The organism is Phycisphaera sp. (genome assembly GCA_025916675.1).
GTDB lineage: Bacteria > Planctomycetota > Phycisphaerae > Phycisphaerales > UBA1924 > JAHCJI01.
Map to the genome: position 1 here is coordinate 2,246,327 of CP098402.1, position 17,196 is coordinate 2,263,522.

Here is a 17,196-nt window from a genome sequence, read left to right on the forward strand (position 1 = left end):
TTCCATGAAGTCTGACGTTCGATCCAGCCTCCTCACGCGATCTTCGGTGCTCGCGATGCTGTGCGCGGCCGGGCTCGCGGCCTCGGCCTCTCTTGCCCAGGATGAGCAGGAAGGCACGCCGCCCGAGCGCGGCCAGAACGGCCGCCGCGTGCTCGAAGGCCCGCCGACCACCTTGACGTTCCGGGAAGCCACGGTCGAGGATCTGGTGCCGTTCATCGTTGAGGCGACCGGCAAGGTCGTGATCGCCCCCGCGTTCAAGCTCACCGCGAAGGTCACCGTGATCAGCGACAATCCGGTGCCGAGGGAGAAGGCGCTCGACCTGGTCATCCTCGCGCTCCAGCAGAACGGTGTCGCGGTGGTTGAGACCCAGGACATCATCCTCATCCGCGATATCGCCGAGGTGATCCGCCAGGACGTTCCGGTGATCGGCCCGAGCGAGAGCGTGCTGGACCGGACCGACCTTGGCTCCATGGCCGAGAAGATCTATCGCATCAACAACTCCGAGGCTTCCGACCTCGCCGAAGCGCTGGGCGATGTCGTGCCCGACTACGCGAAGATCACGGTCGACGAGGCGAGCAACCACATCGCGGTGCTTGGCAACATCGGCCTGCTGCGGCGGATCGAGGGGCTCATCAACGGCATGGACCAGCCGGGCTCGCGGGCACTGGTGACCAAGACATTCCGGCTGCGCTACGCCGACGCGGAGCTGATCGCCGAGAACATCACCGAGCTCTTCGGCGAGAGCGGTGCGAGCACGCAGGGCCAGCAGAACCGCGGCCAGAACTTCAACCGCTTCTTCGGTCGCGGCGGCGGCGAAGACGAGGGGTCGGGTGGCGCGTCGACGGCCGAGCTGCGCGTGACGGCCAACACCCAGCAGAATGCCGTCACCGTGGCCGCCGAGCAGGGCGTGCTCGATCAGATCGGCGAGCTGATCGACCAGGAGTGGGACCAGCCGCTGCCCGAGGAGACGGTCACGCCGCGCATCTACACGCTGGAGAACAGCGACCCGATCGCCGTGCGCGACCTGCTGGTCGGGCTGTTCGGCGAGGCCGATGCCTCGGCCGGTGGCGGCGGCGGGCAGGGCAACCAGGGTGGCCAGGCCAACCAGGGCACCAGCGGCTCGTCGCAGGGCGTCGGCCGGCTGGCCGGGCAGTTCGCGTTCGAGGCGATCCCTTCGGCCGGGCAGATCGCGGTGATCGCCAAGAGCCCGGACAATCTGTCGGTGATCGATGACATCATCCGCGAGATCGACAAGCCCAAGAGCGTTGGCCTGCCGGCGATCGTGTCGCTCAAGCACGTGTCGGCCGAAGAGGTCGCCGAGCAGCTCAACGCGCTGCTGGCGCTCGACGGCACGCTGGCGAGTATTCCCCGGAGTGAGAGCGGGCTCTCGACCGGCTCGGGTGCGGGCGATAGCCCGTTCGCGGATGACGCGACCACCGATGCCGCGGCGGATACCGAGAACGACCCGGGCAGTATCACCTTCTGGTGGCAGACCGCCCGCGAGCAGACCGACAACGCGGGGCCGAGCAACCTGATCGGCAAGCTGCGCATCGTGCCGGTGTGGCGGCAGAACGCCATCATGGTGCTCAGCCCACCCGAGTATCGCGCGGCGATCATCGATCTGATCGAGCAGCTCGACCAGCCGGGCCGGCAGGTGCTCATCCAGGCCGTGATCGCCGAGGTCAGCCGCGACGATGCCGAGGCGCTGGGGCTGCGGTGGTCGAGTTCGAGCATCAATCCCAGCCGCACGGACAACTCGATCGGCTTCGTGTCGAGCACGACCGCGTCCGAGGGCGGCGTCTTCGGCAACCTCTTCGACACCAGCGTGCTGAACGTGGGCATCGACCTCAACGCCGTGCTGCAGGCGCTCGACGAGCGGACGAACGTGAGCATCCTGAGCCGGCCGATCATCTTTACCAGCGATAACCAGGAGGCCGAGTTCTTCGACGGCCAGGACATCCCGTTTATCACCAACGCGCAGACCACCGACACCGGCGGCACGACGCAGGGCTTCGAGTATCGCGCGGTGGGCATCCAGCTCCGCGTGCGGCCGCGCTTGACTCCGAACAAGGACGTCGACCTGCGCGTGAATATCGAGCTGAGCTCGGTCGCGCCCGGCCAGCAAAACGCCAGCGGGCAGGTCGTGGTCGACCGCCGCGAGACGACCACGCAGCTCATCGTTCGCAGCGGGCAGACGCTGGTGATCTCGGGCATCATGCGCAACGAGGACACCGAGGTCGTCCGCAAGATCCCGCTGCTGGGCGACATCCCGCTGCTGGGCTGGCTGTTCCGCTCGCGCGAGCAGAGCGCGAGCACGACCGAGCAGCTGATCTTCATCACGCCGGTGATCGTCGAGAACGGCGACGAGGCCGACCTCATGAACGAGGCCTACCGCCTGCGTCTGCGGATGCAGCGCGAGAACATGGGCATCGAGGAGCCGCTCGAGGGCGAGCTTCCGATCGGCTCTGTTGAGGGTGATGGTGCGCCGGACCAGGGCTAACCAGTGGGCCGCCGTGCTCGTGCTCGCGCTCGCCGCGGGCGGATGTGTGGTCGATGAGGGCCGCACGCAGGAGCTGCGTGACCAGCGAGACGAGCGGTCGCGCGCCGTGCCGGAGCTGCCCGAGGACCCGCTCGCGCGGCCGGTGCTCGGTGGCACCTCGGGCTCGCGCGTCACGGTCGCGGTCGACGCGATGGGCTCGGTGGCCTACGACGGCCTGAGCGTGCCGATGGTGAGCCCCGACGGCCGGTTCATCGCCGCCCAGGACAGCCCCGCCCCGCCGCGCGAGCAGCGGCTGGCGATCGACGTGCCCCGTCCCACGCCGACCGGTTCGTACGCCACGGTGTCGATCTCGCCATTGACCAGCGGCATCGGCGGCGTGCAGCCGCGCGTCGAGGTGTTCGACCTCAACGCCCCCATCCTGCTGGGCCGCGACGCCAGCCCCGAGGGGGTTTTGGTTGAGTCGCCGCGGCCCGACGGCTCGCGGTGGATCGGCATCGCGGGGTGGTCCGATGGCCGGAGCGAAGGAGCCGCGCAAATCCGCTGGCTCGTGCGGAGCGACGCCGTCGCCGCCCACGCCGTGTTCGCCGACGCGGGCGCGATCCTGTACGCCAAGCGCGTTCGTCTGGATTCGGGCCCGGGCTCACGCTCCACGCTCGTGCACCGCGAGCGCGATGGCACCGAACGCACCCTGGTGCTGCCCGACGCCGACCTGGTGTTCCCGCTGGTCGGCCCCGATCGCCGGCACGCGACGTGCCTGGCCGTCGGCGACGGCGGCGCGATCACGCTGCTGCTCATCGACCTGACCACTGGCGGCGGTACCACGCCCGGCAACGAGATCGGCGCCATCGTCCGCCGCTTCGACCTGGCGTCGAGCGGCGGCATCGACGGCGCCGCCCAGATCGTCGCGGCCTCGCAGTCGGCGGTGCACGGGCTGTCGGCGAGCGACGCGCTCGCCGGCGCCACAAACCCCCCGACGGAGTCGGCGCTCGGCCCGATCTTCTTCCACCCCGGCATGGACCGCTGCGCCGCCATCGACGCTTCGCGCCGCACGCTGGTCGCCCTCGCGCCCAAGAGCGTGGCGGCGGTCGACGCCGGCGATGGCCGCGCCCTGTGCTCGACGCCCGATGGCCTGGTCCTGTGGACGCCGGGGCCCCAGGCCGGCCGCGGCACCGAAACGCGCGTGCTGAGCGAGGATTACCTGCCCCGCCGCACGGCCAGCATCGACCGCCCCTTCATCCTGCTCGCCCCGATGCGCCGCACGGCGACGAGCCTGATGGTCTTCGGCATGGCGCCGACATCGACGCCGTGAACACTCCGGATCAATTGCCAACTGCCAAATCCCAATTGCCAGTGATGGCCTTGCACGGTGTATTGGCAATAGGCAATGGGGCCGGAGCGGAGGCACGTCCTCCGTCCGAGCCGCGGGCGTGAGCACGCGGACCAACGCCCGAGCGTCCGTTGATGGGGTGAACGCGAAGGCCGCGAAGGGCTCGAACACCAAGATCCGACGAGCCCCTTTCGTGAGAAAGGGGGCACCAACGCGCCGAAGCGCGATCGTCGCGCTCGACGCTCGGACCGGGCCCCAAACGGGGCGATCCGCCAGACGGCCGGGCCCGATCACCCGCCGCGTGGACCCACCCGCCGGACACATCGGCGGCGACGCGGAACGGATGGCCGCCGGGGCTCGACCCTTGGCCGGCCTCGCCCGACGACGTGCCGGCCGCGCGTGGCAAACGGGCGGCCGCGCTCGACGAATGGCCGGCCTCGTCCAGCGCGGCCGCCCGTTATCCGGGCGTCGGGCGGGCTGTGAGCGGCTAGGCCGGGGCGAAAAACCGTGGTCGGAGGCCGGGAATCGGCGATTGGTGGACGCCCACGGGTGCGCACGGTCCGGGCCACCGGGGAGCCCGCTCGATGATGCCCGCGCTGCTGGCACTGGCTCGTGGGCTACTCGTCCTTCTCGGCCTCGGTCTCGGGCTTGGTCTTGGTTTCGACCTGGATCATCCTGACGAGCACCTCGTGGGCCTCCTGGCCGGCCCGGATGCCGATGGGCACCGAGGCGATCGCCGAGACGCACAGCACCGAGGTCTCGAGGTGGTCCGCCAGGCGGCGGACGCGCAGGGCCAGCAGCATCTCGCTGTAGGTCTCCACCTCGCCCCGCTGGTGGGTCTGGATGGCGTACTCGACGAGCGAGCCGATGTCCTTGGGGTAGAGGTTGGTTTTCAGCTTGAGGTCGGGCGCCTTGCACGTGACCACGATGAGCCGCTTGCGGACCGGGCCCCGGGCGGCATGCTCGTGCAACTCGGCGATGCGCACAGGCCCGCCCCCCAGGTGGATGACGCGATCGGTGGGGCTCGCCCCGTGGGGCAGGGTCGAGTGGCCGGCGATGATGACCAGGTCGCCCGGGCTCGCGCTGTCGATCAGGTCGAACGCCGCCTGCGTGGCGTTGTCAGCCTGGAGTAGGTCCTGGCACTCCGCTGTGCTGGACTCGCGCAGGGCCCCGTGGATGCGGCGCTTGGCGGCCAGGGTCGCCCTGAGGTCGGCTCGCCCCGGCGTCGGCCCGTTCGCGGTTTCGCTTGCGGCTTCGCTCGCGCCGGGATCGGGTTGGTCGTAGACCTTGGACCACTGCGACTCGTCGGGAAGGCTCAGCCCGATGTGGATGCGTTCGATCGGGCCGTCGTACGCCCACGTGGAGAACGGCGGCTCGACGGACGTGGCCACCCGGACGCCCGGACGGACCTCCTTCATGCTCTCGTCCCATCGATGCCGCAGGGCCTTGTCGGCTGGGCTGTTGCCGCGGAACATCGGTGTGTCGTGGGCTCCCGGCGTGTACGCGAACATCTCTCCGGACTCGTGCACCCAGACCGTGCCGCGATGGAGGGTCCAGTCACCCAACCCGTCTAAGATGCGGCGCAGATCCGGCCGGACCGCCGGTGGGCGATCTCGCTCGAGCTGGTAAAAATCGTGCCTCTTCTGATTGGCCAACTCGTCGCGGAGTTGGGACACGGACATCATTCGGAGCCGGTCCTGAAGAGTGTACAACCGTTTGTAGTCGTTGCGGTCCCACTGTTCAATAGGTTTGTTGCCCACAGCGTCCTCGATCAGGCCCGGGACGACTTGCTTAAGCAGATCATCGCGTTGCTCACGGTCCATCTTCTCAGCCAAGTCGAGCCCCGGCCCTCTGCCGCCCCCAACGACTACCTCGATCGCGTCGTCGAGCCGCCCGTCGGCGACCGAGCCGGCCGCCTCTGCAACCCGATCCGTTTGCCGGACGCACGACTTCACAACGATCGTGCTCACGGCGGTGGCAGCGAGCCCAGCCCCGATCAGGAAGGCCACACCCGCTCCATCCAGCACCTTGTTCAGATCCGGCATCCCAACCTCCGATCGCAATGGAATGGATCAGTCCACGATCCGGCGGAGCGAGAGCCCGTCGCCCTGGGGCGGGCCCAAGCGATAGGCAGCGTACTTCTGTAATTCCTGCATGATCGTGCGGGCCGAGACGCCCGAGGCGAACGCGAACACGCGATCGTCGCCGATCTTCTGTTGCAACGCGGCCGCCACGATCGCCGCGACGGCGATGTTGAGCGCGGTCAGGAACCAGTACACCCGGCTCCGCAGCAGCCGGCGGAAGTCCGCCTCACTCTCTTTGGAGTGCTTGATCGACAACCTCATGGCTTCGAGACAGAAGCCACCGAGCGCCCCCCAGATCGCGACTTCGGCAAGAGTCATCAGCCAATCCTTTCCTGTGCGAGAGCGATACGACAGACCACGTCATCAAGTTCCGACGCACCTTTACGACAATACTCGCTTCCCCACGCCTCTATCTCCACACAGACAAGAATTATGGTACAGAGGCGATCAGGCACGAAACCAAGAACTAATTGCGCTAGTCGGGTGCCGTCCCGAAGATCTGATTTGAGATCGCCATATCATGTGCATTGGTGCCCGACAACGCGACCTGGACCCCGGCAGGATGCGTGGGTATTGCTGCAATGCAATCTTCGTGATATCTTGCCACTCCAACTCAAGCCGCCCTCACAACCCGCCGATCCCCTCCAAACGGGCCGCATGGTCGCGGCCCTCCGAACGCATCGCCGCCACGGCCCCCACGGACGGTGGACGGCTTAGGAGCATTGTTATGAGCAATGGCATCGTGCCGCAAAGCAAGAACGACAGCATCTCTTTCTTCGAGCAGCGCGCGCCCGTGTGGGTGACCAACGCGGCGCCGCTGGGGATCGATCCCATCGTTGCCGGGAATTTTCTGGCGCTCACCGACTCGGCCCGCACCGCGTACGACGCGGCCCAGATCGCCCAGCAGAACTCGCGTGGCGCCGTCTCGGGCCAGGACGCGGCCATCGCCGACATGAAGGGCCTGGGCGGCGACCTCATCAAGGGCATCCGCCTGAAGGCCGAGATGGACGGCGACCCCGAGCTGCTCGACCTGGCCCTGCTGCCCCAGCCCAAGACCCCCGAGCCCATCCCCGCCCAGCCGGCCAGCAACCTGAGCTGGAGCCTGCAGACCAGCGGCGACCTGGAACTGAAGTGGGACGGCAGCCTCTCGAGCGGCACGACCTACGCCGTCGAGCGTTCGATCGTGCCCGTCGACGGCCCGCCCAGCGCGTTCGAGGCCATCGGCTTCGTGGGTGCGCTCGCCTTCACCGACAGCACCGTGCCCGCGGGCACCGCCATGGCGATCTACCAGGTCAAGGGCCAGAAGGGCGGGGTGTACACCCAGCCCAGCGCGCCCGCGCTCGTGCGCTTCGCGGCCGGTGGGAACTTCCAGTCGGCCCAGGCCGCGGCTTGAGAAGATCGCCCCCGCGCCTTCCACAACAACTACGACAGCACCAACGCCTCGCCGGTCAGCCCCGGCCCGAACGCCAGCGCCATCGCTGGTGTTCTTATGTTTCCTTGGGATAACTTCTCGAGGATGAACAGGACCGTCGCGCTCGACATATTGCCGTGCTCGCGGAGGATGGTGGCGGAGGCCTCGGTGGCGCCCTCGGGCAGGCCGAGCGACCCGGCGACCGACTCGAGCACGCGGGGGCCGCCGGGGTGGATGGCCCATGACTTTACATCGTTGATCGTAAGATCCTCTTCGGCGAGCACGCCCCCGACCCAGGGCTTGACGTAGCGTGACAGGATGTCGGGGACGGCCGGGGAGAGGACCATCGAGAACCCCGCGGGGCCGATGGTCCAGCCCATGGCGCCCAGGCTATCGGGCAGCAGGATCGACGCGCTGCGGCGGAGCGTTGGGCCGTTCGCGCCTTCCTGATTGCCAATGACGCACGCGGCCGCGCCGTCGGCGAAGAGGGCGTCGGCGACCGGGCAGCCATTGTCTTGCGAGGCCTGGATGTGCAGCGAGCAGAGTTCGACGCAGCACACGAGCACGCGGGCGTCGGGCTCGGCGAGCGCGATCGCGCGTGCCGTGCGCAGGGCGTTGAGCGCGGCGTGGCACCCCATGAAGCCGATGTTGACGCGCTGTGTGGTCGTAGAAAGACCCAATGACCCGATGAGCGCGATGTCGACGCCGGGCGAGGCCAGGCCGGTGCAACTGGCGGTGACCAGGTGCGTGATGGCGGTGGCATCGGTGTTGGCATCGTGCAACGCGCTCTCGCACGCGCGATGGGCAAGCGGGGGCGCGAGCCTGTGGAACGTGCGCATGCGTTCGGCAGTATCAGGCACGGTGCCGTTGTAGAAGGCCTGCCGGGTGCCCTCGAAGATGGCCATCGATCGGTGCTCGATGCCGGTGTGCTCGTAGAGGTGGGCCATCGCGCGGGCCCGAGATGGCCGGACGCCGCCGATGGCCGCGACCATCTGGGCGGTGGCAGCCTGATCGAGCCGGCCCGTGGGCGTCGCGGTGCCGATGCCGAGCAGGCGGGCGCTCACGCGGGGCTCCGCGCGGCACCGCTCAGGGTGCCGCTGGCAAGGGAGCCCAGGCGCGGTGCCACGTTCGACATTCGGATCGCCATCGAGACGAGCCATGGCGACCGGACGGCTCTCGACACGGCACGGCATCGAGCGTGGCGTCTGGAAAGGAGGCGATGCAGCGTTCCCTCCCACGCCGACGCATCGGGACCATGCTCGATGCAGGCGATCGCGTCATCGGCGATGCGTGATGCGGCCAGCAGCGCCCACGACATGCCCTCGCCGGTGAACGGCTCGACGTAGCCGGCGGCGTCGCCCACTCTGAGGATGCGCCCCTCCTGCGCGTGGCGGCGCCGCGACAGGGCGGGCGTGCCTCGCCAGGCACCATCGGGGACGTCGGCAGGATCGAGCCCAGCGCTGTGCCAGATGGTTCGTAGCGCGTTGATGGGTGATCCACTGCCGCGCACGAACCCCGGCGTCACGGCGGCGGCGAAGTCAACACGGCCGTCGGGCAACGCCACGCGCCCAAGATACCCACCGCACCCCACGGCCATGGTGAGTTCACCCGGTTCGCAACGGGAGCCTGCCGTGGTTAGGCCAAGGCCGATCCGGGTCGCCCGAGCGACCCGCGTTGGCGTTGCGCGTTGGCCTTGCAACCCGCTGGCGTCGATGATGACACCCGCGCGGATCTCGGTGCCGTCGTTCAGCGCCGCCGTGCCGTCGGATGATGCGCTGGCGCTCGTGCTCCAGCGCGTCTCGACACCCGCAACTTCTGCTGCCTCGGCGAGCGATCGGTCGAGCGACTCCCGAGAGATGGAAGCAAAGCCGGGCAATCGGAGCGTCGTCCGTGTTTCCCTTGCCGCCAGCGTGAACGAATCGAGCGGCGATGAAGCGCCGAGGACGCGACCGAGACCGGCGTCGTGCAGCGCGTCGATTCCCGTCGCACCAAGGCAGCAGCCGCAGACCTTCCAGCGGCCCTTGTGTGCCTTATCAACCATGAGCGTGCGGACGCCGCGTCGGGCGAGCGACAGCGCGGCCATCGAGCCGGCCGGGCCGGCCCCGATCACGACCGCGTCGTACCGTCCTTCGAGCCGTCGTCCCGTGACCATCGGATGAGCATACGCGCGGGGAACGCCCTGGCGACGGTCCAGCCCTTGCCCTCAGCAATTCCCCGTGCCATGGCCCGGGCTTCACCGATGCTCAGGGCGGCACGAGCGGATCGCAGGCCGTCGACGTGAACGACATGAGAACGCGTGACGAGCCTCGGAATGACAGCGGCCAGCGTGGTGCCCCACGGGCCACGCCGCAGGTCGCTGATGAGCACCATGCGGTGGGCGGCCGCGGCCATCTTGCCGAGCACGAGGCGGACCTGCTCGTCGGTCAGGTGGTGCAGGAACAGCGAGCACACCAGCACGTCGGCTTGCGGAGCGTCTTCGTTCAAGATGTCGAGCTGATGGGCGGCCAGCGTGACGTTGGCCGAGCGTGCCCGATCGCGAGCGTGCTCGAGCGCGACCCGGCTGATATCGCAGGCGGTGATATCGAATCGGACACCATCGCGACTCGCACGCTCAAGGAGCGCGACCGGCACGTCGGCGCTGCCGGTCGCGATGTCGACGATGGTGAGCGGGCGGTCGAGCCGTGCCGCTTCACGCCGCAAGATCGGATACAGCACGCTTGGTGCGCGGCTCATGGCGTTCAGGCGTGCCAGGCCGCGCAGGGCGTGGGCGTGCTCGGCGGGGTCGAGCGTTGGGTCGTCCATCAATTCGCCGACGAGCACGCGGGGCATGCCAGAGCCTAGCCCGGAACGCCCCCATCCACACCCAGGATCCAGCCCTCGGTCGCAGCCCGCTCGTGTGCGGGTTGTTCGAGGCTCGCCATCTCCGCCAGCGCGTTTCGGGAATCCACCACCTGCCGAGCATCCTTGTACCAGTGCTTGGGCGCGTTCTGCGGGAACAGGCTGGGGTAAATCTCGGCGATCGTGATCGCGCTGGGGTGCTCCGGTGCGGGCTCGAATGGCCACAGGTGTGTGCGCGGCGCGAACGCCGGATCGGTCAGTAATCGATGAACAGTCGGCAGGCCCATGAGGCTTTGCGAGCCCACGCTGCCGATGCCCGCGAGCTTCCAGGGGGATTGCGGCCTGCCGCCCCCACCGCCTCGGGCCGCGTCCTCGGCCGCCCGGAACTGCGGCACCCCTGTCGGCTTCTCGCGGCCCATCGGCAGGCCGGTGAGGTGCTTCATTTCTTTTGGTCTGCCCCAGAACGGCCCGTGCGGCGCGCCCGTGGTCTCGCGGATCTTTGCGTTGAGGTCTTGCGCGACTTCGTATCTGTTGTTGACACCGGAGGGATCGTCGGTGATGCGCTGCGCGTAGAGCGCGCACAAGTCGCGGCCGATGGGCAGCACTGGCTGGCCGTTCTCGGCCAGCGGATAGCCGATGGCGAAATCGAAGCCAACGAGCGTGCGGGCACTCCGGTGCTGGTCGAGGAGTTCGCGGATGCGGGCCTCGGCCTCGAGCCTGGTGGGCATGTACTCGGGATCGGGATTAAGCGTCTCGCGCGTACGCCACGCCAGCCAGCAACGATCCTCGCCGGGCTCGGGCTTGCGGCCCTTGGCGGCCGACCAATCGCAGGCGATGACGAGATCGAAGAGGTGTGGGGGTGGGGGCATCGGGCATTGTTCACCCGACGCACCGTTTAGCAACCGCAGCTTGGCCCGCAGCCGTCATCTTTCTTGTTGGCCATGCGTCGAGACATCTCGCCGATGGGACGCGGCCCGCCACAGCTCACCGGCTTGGCGTTGTCGTCCATGGCCGCGCGTCCGGTTGGCTGCTTCGGCGCGGCCGTGACGACCGCCGACGCGATGATGGCCGCGAACGCGATCATCGCCCCCATGGGGGAGAGCACGGCGACGATGTCGGGCAGGAACACAACCGTGACGGTGGTCAGGATGAAGATGAGCACACCCGCGATGAGCAGGCGGCGGGCGGGAATGGGCCGGCCCTCGTCCTCTTCCTCATGCGTCTGGCCCACGGGCAGGCTCGCGTCGTCGGGCGACCACCAGTTCTCGGCATCGACGACTTGGAGGGGCCTGTCGGGCATGGCATCGGGAGAACCACCGCCGGCGGGCGTCTGTTCCCCGGGTCCCTCCGGGGGCGGGCCGGGCTTGGGATATCGGCGGCGCGAGGCCATGGGGGATGGTAGGGCGGTGGCACCGTTGGACGCCCAACCGCAACCCTACAGCCCGAAGCCCATATGCTGCAAGCGAATGGCGGCCGATCGGCACCACGAAGCGGGGCGTTCCCATCATGCTCATCAGCATTGATCGATCGATCAAGGCCCGACGGCTGGGTTACACCGCCCTGGCGTGCCCGCTACGCCGGCGGGTGATGGAATTCGAGGTTTGGGCCTACCGCCGCCGCGTGCGGTTGTACCTCATCCCGGTCGAACAGGGCGAAACGGTGATGCTCGAGCTGCGCGATCCGCCCGGGACCAACGGCACCCGCCGGTCCACGCCGCGCTACCGCATCCCCGGTGACGTGCCCGCCCACATCCACAAGCGCATCCCGCTGGCCGAACTGATCAACCTCATGGAGTTCGATGCCCGCGCCGACGCGGCCGAACTCCGGGCCGAGGACGCCTACGTCCGTGCCCTGGCCGAGGGCGATCCCGAGCGGTTGCGTGCCATCACCGCTCGGGTGTCTTGGTGCGAGCACGCCACGAGCCTCGCCCGGGCCGCGGGGCCTAGCGAATCGGTCACGGCGGTGCTGGCCTTCACCCTAATCGTGGCGATGGTCGCCACAGCGCTAGGCTGGTCGATGGGCCAGGGCTGGTGGCGCTTCGCGGCGGTGTTCACCGTGGTCATGCTGGCCATCGTGCTCTGGCGTGTGGTGGCCTCGCCCCGCCGCGCGGCGCGGCGGCTGGTGCTGCCGGTGATGGCCGAGTCGCTGACGATGCTCGCGCCCACGCTCACCGAGCTCGAAATCGCCTTCGAGCACGCCAGGGACGCGAAGCTCGCCGCCGCGAAACTGCCCACCGACGCAGACCTGCGCGACATCGTGGAGCGATGCGTCCACGCACCGCACGACGCGCCGCCCCCACCCGTGCCCGCCGCGTGAGGGGCTCGCGAGGCCCGTCCCTGGCACTCCGGCGTGCCCGCCTCCCAGCATGCTCCGGGGTGCGCTGCTCGGGTCGGGCATGATCCGCATCGAACGACACACCGCAAACTGGGAGCGCCAGCGCACGATTGGCCAGTTCCGTCTTTTTGGCGTCTCCTACTTCGCTGTCATCGCCATCACCGGCTACACGCTGCTGCCCCGCTGGCACAACACGCGGGTGGTCTCGAGCGTTTGTATCGCGGCGGAGCGAGCCCGGCAAACTGGGGAGGACGACATGGGGGCCACGTTCCTGGGCTCGCTACCCGTGCCTGATGTGCTTCCTAGCTGGGGGGCTGTATACGCTCCACTACCTACTTGGCCGTGCTTGCCACGCGCTGGCGTACCTCTTCAGTAGTTTCGTCTAGCGAACGCCATGATGTAGACACAAGCAGCGATAGAAAACGCGCGTTATCAACTACTCGCACCTTGCGAGCAGCTCGTCGACCGCAGCCAGCGAGAGCGTCGAGCGCGTGGGCGTCACGCCGCGCGCGGTCATATCTTCGAGTGAAGCCCGAGCCTCGGTCAGCCAACGCCGGGCGAGGTCCTTGTTCGCGTCTGGCGCGTCGAGGTACGATTGGCCCATGCCCTTCTGCGAGATGCCTAGCACCGTCCACAATCGCACATCATTCGGATCATCGGCCAAGCCATCAAGGGCGATGTCTATCGCTTGGAGATAGCCCGCACGCGTCAGTTCGTGCTCTCCTAACAGACGTGAACAATGCGACACGCGCTCGATGGCGATGGCCGAAGCCATGCGATAGAGCTGGTTCGTCGGGTTGGCGTCGGCCAGAGCGGTGCGCAAGTCCCGTGCTGCTGCATAGCCGTCGCGCGAATCGGCAATGCGATCGACCTCCAGCAACGCGTTGGCCAGCTTTTCTTCGGCCACCGACCAGTCGAAGTGGGCACGGGCGTCGTTCGTGTCGGCTTTCGCGATGGCCGCGAGCGTATTGCGGGCCTTCGCGTAAATCTCAACGGCGGCGCCCTTCTCGCCCAAGTCGCCCTTGATGTCGCCCAGGCGATGCCGGACCAGCGCGAGATCCCGTTGGGCGCGCACGCTCTGGGGGTCTCTTTCCACCGCTGCCGTGCGTAACTCGAGCGAGCGTTCGAGGTGGGGCAGGGCGTCCTCCGCGCGATCGAGCCGGGCGAGCGTGAGGCCCATGCCATTCAGGCCGATGGTCAGGCGGCGGACCAGCACCGGATCGCCATCGGCCGCCAGCCGCTCGGACGCATCGAGCGCACGCTGGAAGTGATCGATCGCTTCGTCGGCTCGGCCCATGTTGAGCATCGCCGTGCCGAGGCGTTGCTCGGCCATGACACGCACATGGTCGGCATCCGGCGAGTCGAGTCGTTCGAGCGTGTCGAGGCAACGCCGGGTGTGTGTCACTACCTCACCCGCACGCGGCGTGCTGGTGAGCGTCTCACCGATCGCGAGTTGGGTCCGAGCCAGGGCGATCGTGGACGTCTCGGACGGATGCGCTCGCGCGAGCCGCTCGCGCAGCTCGATACTGCGCTGGTAGCTGTCAATCGCCGCCTCGGGATCGCCCAGGTTCGCCCGGTTGGGATTGCCCTGGATGTCACCAATTCGAAAATATGCCTCGGCCAATTCTTCCAGCAGTTCAACGTTGTCACCGGCGTCCTGGGCCAAGCGGTCGAGATACTCCAGGCCCGTCCGCACGAGCTGGCGGCGGGCCTCGATCGCGCCGGGCAGCGGTTCGATCAGGTCGTGCAGGTCGAAGAGCATCGTGTTGGCCAGCGCCCGTACGTCGGTCAAGCGTTGTTCGGCCAGGACGCGTTGGCGCTGGGCATTGAGCGCGAAGGCCACGCTGACGACGCTCGCGACCACGAGCGCCATGGCAACGATGCCCGCGGCAATCACCGGCCCCTTGCGCCGCCGCGCAAACTTGCGGAGTTGGTACAGCGTCGTCGCCGGACGCGCCATAATCGGCTCATCGCGTAGAGCACGTCGCAAGTCCCCGGCCAGCGCGGCCGCTGAGGGATAGCGGCGCGCGGGGTCCTTCTCCAGAGCCGCGGCCAGCACGGTCTCCAGATCACCGCGCAGCCGGCGGTTGAGCGTGCCAAGGGCGCGTGGCTCGTCGTGCTGGATCAACCGCAGCGCCTCAACTAATGGCTTGTCGCGTACGGCCAGCGGCAACTCGCCCGAGAGCAGCTCGTAGCCGAGGGCTCCCAGTGCGTAGATGTCCGCCCTGGCGTCGACGGCAGCCGGATCGCCCGCTGCTTGCTCGGGGCTCATGTACGCCAGGGTGCCGACGACCTGGCCGGGCAGCGTACGCATCGTGGCATCGTGATCGCCGTCGGTACTCAGCCTCGCTATACCGAAGTCGAGCACGCGGGGGCGGTCTTGCTCATCAACAAGGATGTTGCCCGGCTTCAGGTCGCGGTGGATCACGCCCCGCTGGTGCGCGTGCTGCACGGCGTCGGCTATGCAGGCAAGCATTTCCACACGAGCGTCGATCGACAGATCATGCTCGTTGGCGTATGCCGTCAGCGGACGCCCATCGACCAGTTCCATCGCGAAGTATGGAGCGCCGGTGTCGCGATCGATCCCGGCTTCGTACACGCTCGCAATCCCGGGATGCTGCAGACGGGCAAGAGCGGCCGACTCGTGCTCGAGCCGGCGGCGCAAAGAGGGCGAGGCGGCCCCACCCCTGACGACCTTGAGCGCCACCGCCCGATCGGGCGTCCGCTGGCGAGCCTCGTAGACCACGCCCATCGCGCCAGCACCAAGCTCACGCACGATCTCGAACCCGCCAACCTCGGTGCCCGGTGGCAGGCCGTCGCCAAAGGCGTCGTCTTCGATGTCGTGGCTCAGGAGGCTGAGGACCTCGCTCTTAAGATCCTCGTCGCCCTCGCACAGCGTCTCGACGAGCGCGGCGCGCTCGCCCGCCGGAGCGTCACAGATCCGGAGGAACATCGCCTTGGCGCGCTGGTAGAGGTCGTCAACTGGCATCTTCGGTCTCGGCCTGGGCCAACTCTCGGCGCAGGAACGCCTTCGCGCTGCGCCAATCGCCGCGCACCGTGCGCTCGCTGACTCCCAACACCGCGGCGGCCTCGGGCTCGGTCAGGCCACCGAAGAACCGAAGCGAGACGATCCGAGCGGCACGCTCATCAACGGAGGCCAGTTTCGTGAGCGCTTCGTCGAGGTCGAGCGGGTCAATCGGCAACGACCCCGCTTCCAGCGCCGCGCCGTCGAGCGTGACGCGCCCCCACCCACCGCCACGCTTCTGTCGGCCGCGCCGTTTTGCTTCGTCGGCGATGACCCGGCGCACCATTTCCGCGCCGATCGCAAAGAAGTGGGTGCGGCCCTGCCAGTCGACCTTGTCCTGGTCGGCCAGGCGCAGGTACGCCTCGTGCACGATAGCCGTGGGCTGGCAGGTCCAGTCGGCTTGCCCACCACCACCGCCAAGGCGCGCCGACGCGAGGCGACGCAGGTTGTCGTAGACCATCGGGGCCAACCGCTCGGCGGCACCAGCATCACCCGCCGCCGCGGCCAGCAGCAGCATGGTCGGCTCGCGTTGGTCGGCGTTGGGCTCGATTTCGAGATTCCTCAGATTTCCGTTGCCGGGCCTGCAGCCATTGTCGCGTTTCGGGCGGGGCGGTGCAAGGGCAATTGCCCGCCAACCGATCGAATCTCGAACATCGTACCCCAGGAGCACGACCATGAGCCCGAAGATCAAGACTTCCCGGACCGTCGCCTGCACGCTGGCTGCCCTCGCGGCAACCAACGCGCTGGCCCAGGCGCCCGTGTACGTGTCGGCCGACCTCGGCGACGACGCCAACCCCGGCACCAAGGAACTGCCCGTGGCCACGCTAGCCGCAGCGCGGGCACTGCCGTCGGGCGATTTGCGACGGATCTACCTCGACCAGGGCGTCTACCAAGGCGGCACGGTCCTGAACGCCGAGAAACTCATCGGCGGATTCAACGCAGCCGACGGCTGGGCCCGCGACCCAGCCCTGTTTATCACGACGATCGAAGAGACCGCGCCGATCGTCTCCAAGAACGACGTGCTGCTCGCAGGTATCCGGTTCTCCGGATCGACCCAGTCGCTCTTCGTGCGAAGCAGCCAGCGCGTGGTCATCATCGACAGCACGCTGGAGTGCCTGGCCGGCGCGGACGGCAACGCCGGCGCGACTGGTGCTCAAGGGGTTGCCGGGAACCCAGGCCAGGCCGGCCAGGGTGGGCGCGAGAACGGCGGCTTTGGTTGCGCGTCGGGCAGTCGTCCTTGGGGTGGCAACGGCGGCTGGCGTAGCGGTGCCGGCGGTTCGGGGGGAACCGGTGGCTCTGGTGGTCTTGGGAGTGCTCGTGGGATCGCTGGTTCGAGCGGGTCGGGAATCCGGCGGGGCTTGGGTGGTTCCGGCACGCTGGCTGGCCTCGGGAACTGGTGCCCCTTCGATTTTCCTGGCCTTCCATCGATCTTCGGCCAGGACGGCGGAGCGGGTGACGCCGGTGCGAACGCGATGGACGCTGGTCAGGCCCCGTTCCTTGCATCGGATGGATACAGGCGAGGCATGGGTGCCACAGGTGGATTCGGCACTTCCGGCTCGGGTGGTGGCGGCGGGGGCGGCGGCGGAGGCGGGACCGACTCGTGCGACAGCTATGGCGGCGGGGGTGGCGGAGGCGGCCAGGGCGGTGGCGCCGGCCGGGGCGGATTGGGGGGCGAAG

General features: G+C 68.5%; 13 protein-coding genes. 4 read left to right on the forward strand and 9 right to left on the reverse strand.

Features of this window, described 5'->3' with window-relative positions; all coding sequences use genetic code 11:
• Positions 1–4 precede the first annotated feature (4 nt).
• Together NCW75_09655 and NCW75_09660 are read left to right on the forward strand one after the other, a co-directional pair.
• On the forward strand, positions 5–2,500 hold the full coding sequence (locus tag NCW75_09655) for a hypothetical protein (protein UYV11566.1): 2,496 nt from the start codon (positions 5–7) through the stop codon (positions 2,498–2,500).
• Positions 2,478–3,809, forward strand: a complete 1,332-nt coding sequence (locus NCW75_09660) for a hypothetical protein (protein UYV11567.1) — start codon at positions 2,478–2,480, stop codon at positions 3,807–3,809. The genes NCW75_09655 and NCW75_09660 overlap by 23 nt, the downstream gene beginning before the upstream one ends.
• Positions 3,810–4,444: 635 nt before the next feature.
• On the opposite strand, the gene NCW75_09665 is transcribed toward NCW75_09660, so the two are convergent.
• Together NCW75_09665 and NCW75_09670 are read right to left on the reverse strand one after the other, a co-directional pair.
• Entirely contained in the window at positions 4,445–5,872 is a 1,428-nt protein-coding gene (locus NCW75_09665) for a hypothetical protein (GenBank protein UYV11568.1), read from the reverse strand.
• 27 nt (positions 5,873–5,899) lie between these two features.
• A complete protein-coding gene (locus NCW75_09670; protein ID UYV11569.1) occupies positions 5,900–6,229 on the reverse strand; it encodes a hypothetical protein in 330 nt (109 codons plus the stop codon).
• A 409-nt stretch (positions 6,230–6,638) separates the two neighbouring features.
• On the opposite strand from NCW75_09670, the gene NCW75_09675 reads away from it, so the two are divergent.
• Positions 6,639–7,304, forward strand: coding sequence for a hypothetical protein (locus tag NCW75_09675; GenBank protein UYV11570.1), 666 nt, complete (start codon positions 6,639–6,641; stop codon positions 7,302–7,304).
• A gap of 29 nt (positions 7,305–7,333) precedes the next feature.
• Here the strand turns inward: NCW75_09675 and NCW75_09680 are convergent, their stop codons facing one another.
• From NCW75_09680 to NCW75_09700, 5 genes are read right to left on the reverse strand one after another with little or no spacing between them, the layout of a single operon-like run.
• Positions 7,334–8,386 carry a type III polyketide synthase gene (locus tag NCW75_09680; protein ID UYV11571.1) on the reverse strand — a complete coding sequence of 351 codons (1,053 nt, stop codon included), beginning with the start codon at positions 8,384–8,386 and terminating at the stop codon, positions 7,334–7,336.
• Positions 8,383–9,474: an NAD(P)/FAD-dependent oxidoreductase gene (locus NCW75_09685; GenBank protein ID UYV11572.1), complete on the reverse strand. Its 1,092-nt coding sequence runs from the start codon at positions 9,472–9,474 to the stop codon at positions 8,383–8,385. Before NCW75_09685 ends, NCW75_09680 begins: the two co-directional genes overlap by 4 nt.
• Complete coding sequence (locus NCW75_09690) at positions 9,429–10,151, reverse strand: methyltransferase domain-containing protein (GenBank protein ID UYV11573.1); 723 nt, start codon at positions 10,149–10,151, stop codon at positions 9,429–9,431. Before NCW75_09690 ends, NCW75_09685 begins: the two co-directional genes overlap by 46 nt.
• An 8-nt stretch (positions 10,152–10,159) precedes the next feature.
• Positions 10,160–11,029, reverse strand: coding sequence for a hypothetical protein (locus tag NCW75_09695; GenBank protein UYV11574.1), 870 nt, complete (start codon positions 11,027–11,029; stop codon positions 10,160–10,162).
• A gap of 26 nt (positions 11,030–11,055) precedes the next feature.
• Positions 11,056–11,550 (reverse strand): hypothetical protein, encoded by a 495-nt coding sequence (locus tag NCW75_09700; protein UYV11575.1) that lies wholly within the window; start codon positions 11,548–11,550, stop codon positions 11,056–11,058.
• Between the two features lie 116 nt (positions 11,551–11,666).
• Between NCW75_09700 and NCW75_09705 the strand changes: the two genes are divergently transcribed.
• A complete protein-coding gene (locus NCW75_09705) occupies positions 11,667–12,476 on the forward strand; it encodes a hypothetical protein (GenBank protein UYV11576.1) in 810 nt (269 codons plus the stop codon).
• Between the two features lie 454 nt (positions 12,477–12,930).
• Here NCW75_09705 and NCW75_09710 read toward each other — a convergent pair whose 3' ends face one another.
• Both NCW75_09710 and NCW75_09715 read right to left on the reverse strand, forming a co-directional pair.
• The gene (locus NCW75_09710; GenBank protein ID UYV11577.1) at positions 12,931–15,483 is read right to left on the reverse strand and encodes a serine/threonine-protein kinase; all 2,553 of its coding nucleotides are present in this window, start codon (positions 15,481–15,483) and stop codon (positions 12,931–12,933) included.
• Entirely contained in the window at positions 15,473–16,036 is a 564-nt protein-coding gene (locus tag NCW75_09715) for an ECF-type sigma factor (protein UYV14188.1), read from the reverse strand. Before NCW75_09715 ends, NCW75_09710 begins: the two co-directional genes overlap by 11 nt.
• Between the last annotated feature and the right edge of the window lie 1,160 nt (positions 16,037–17,196).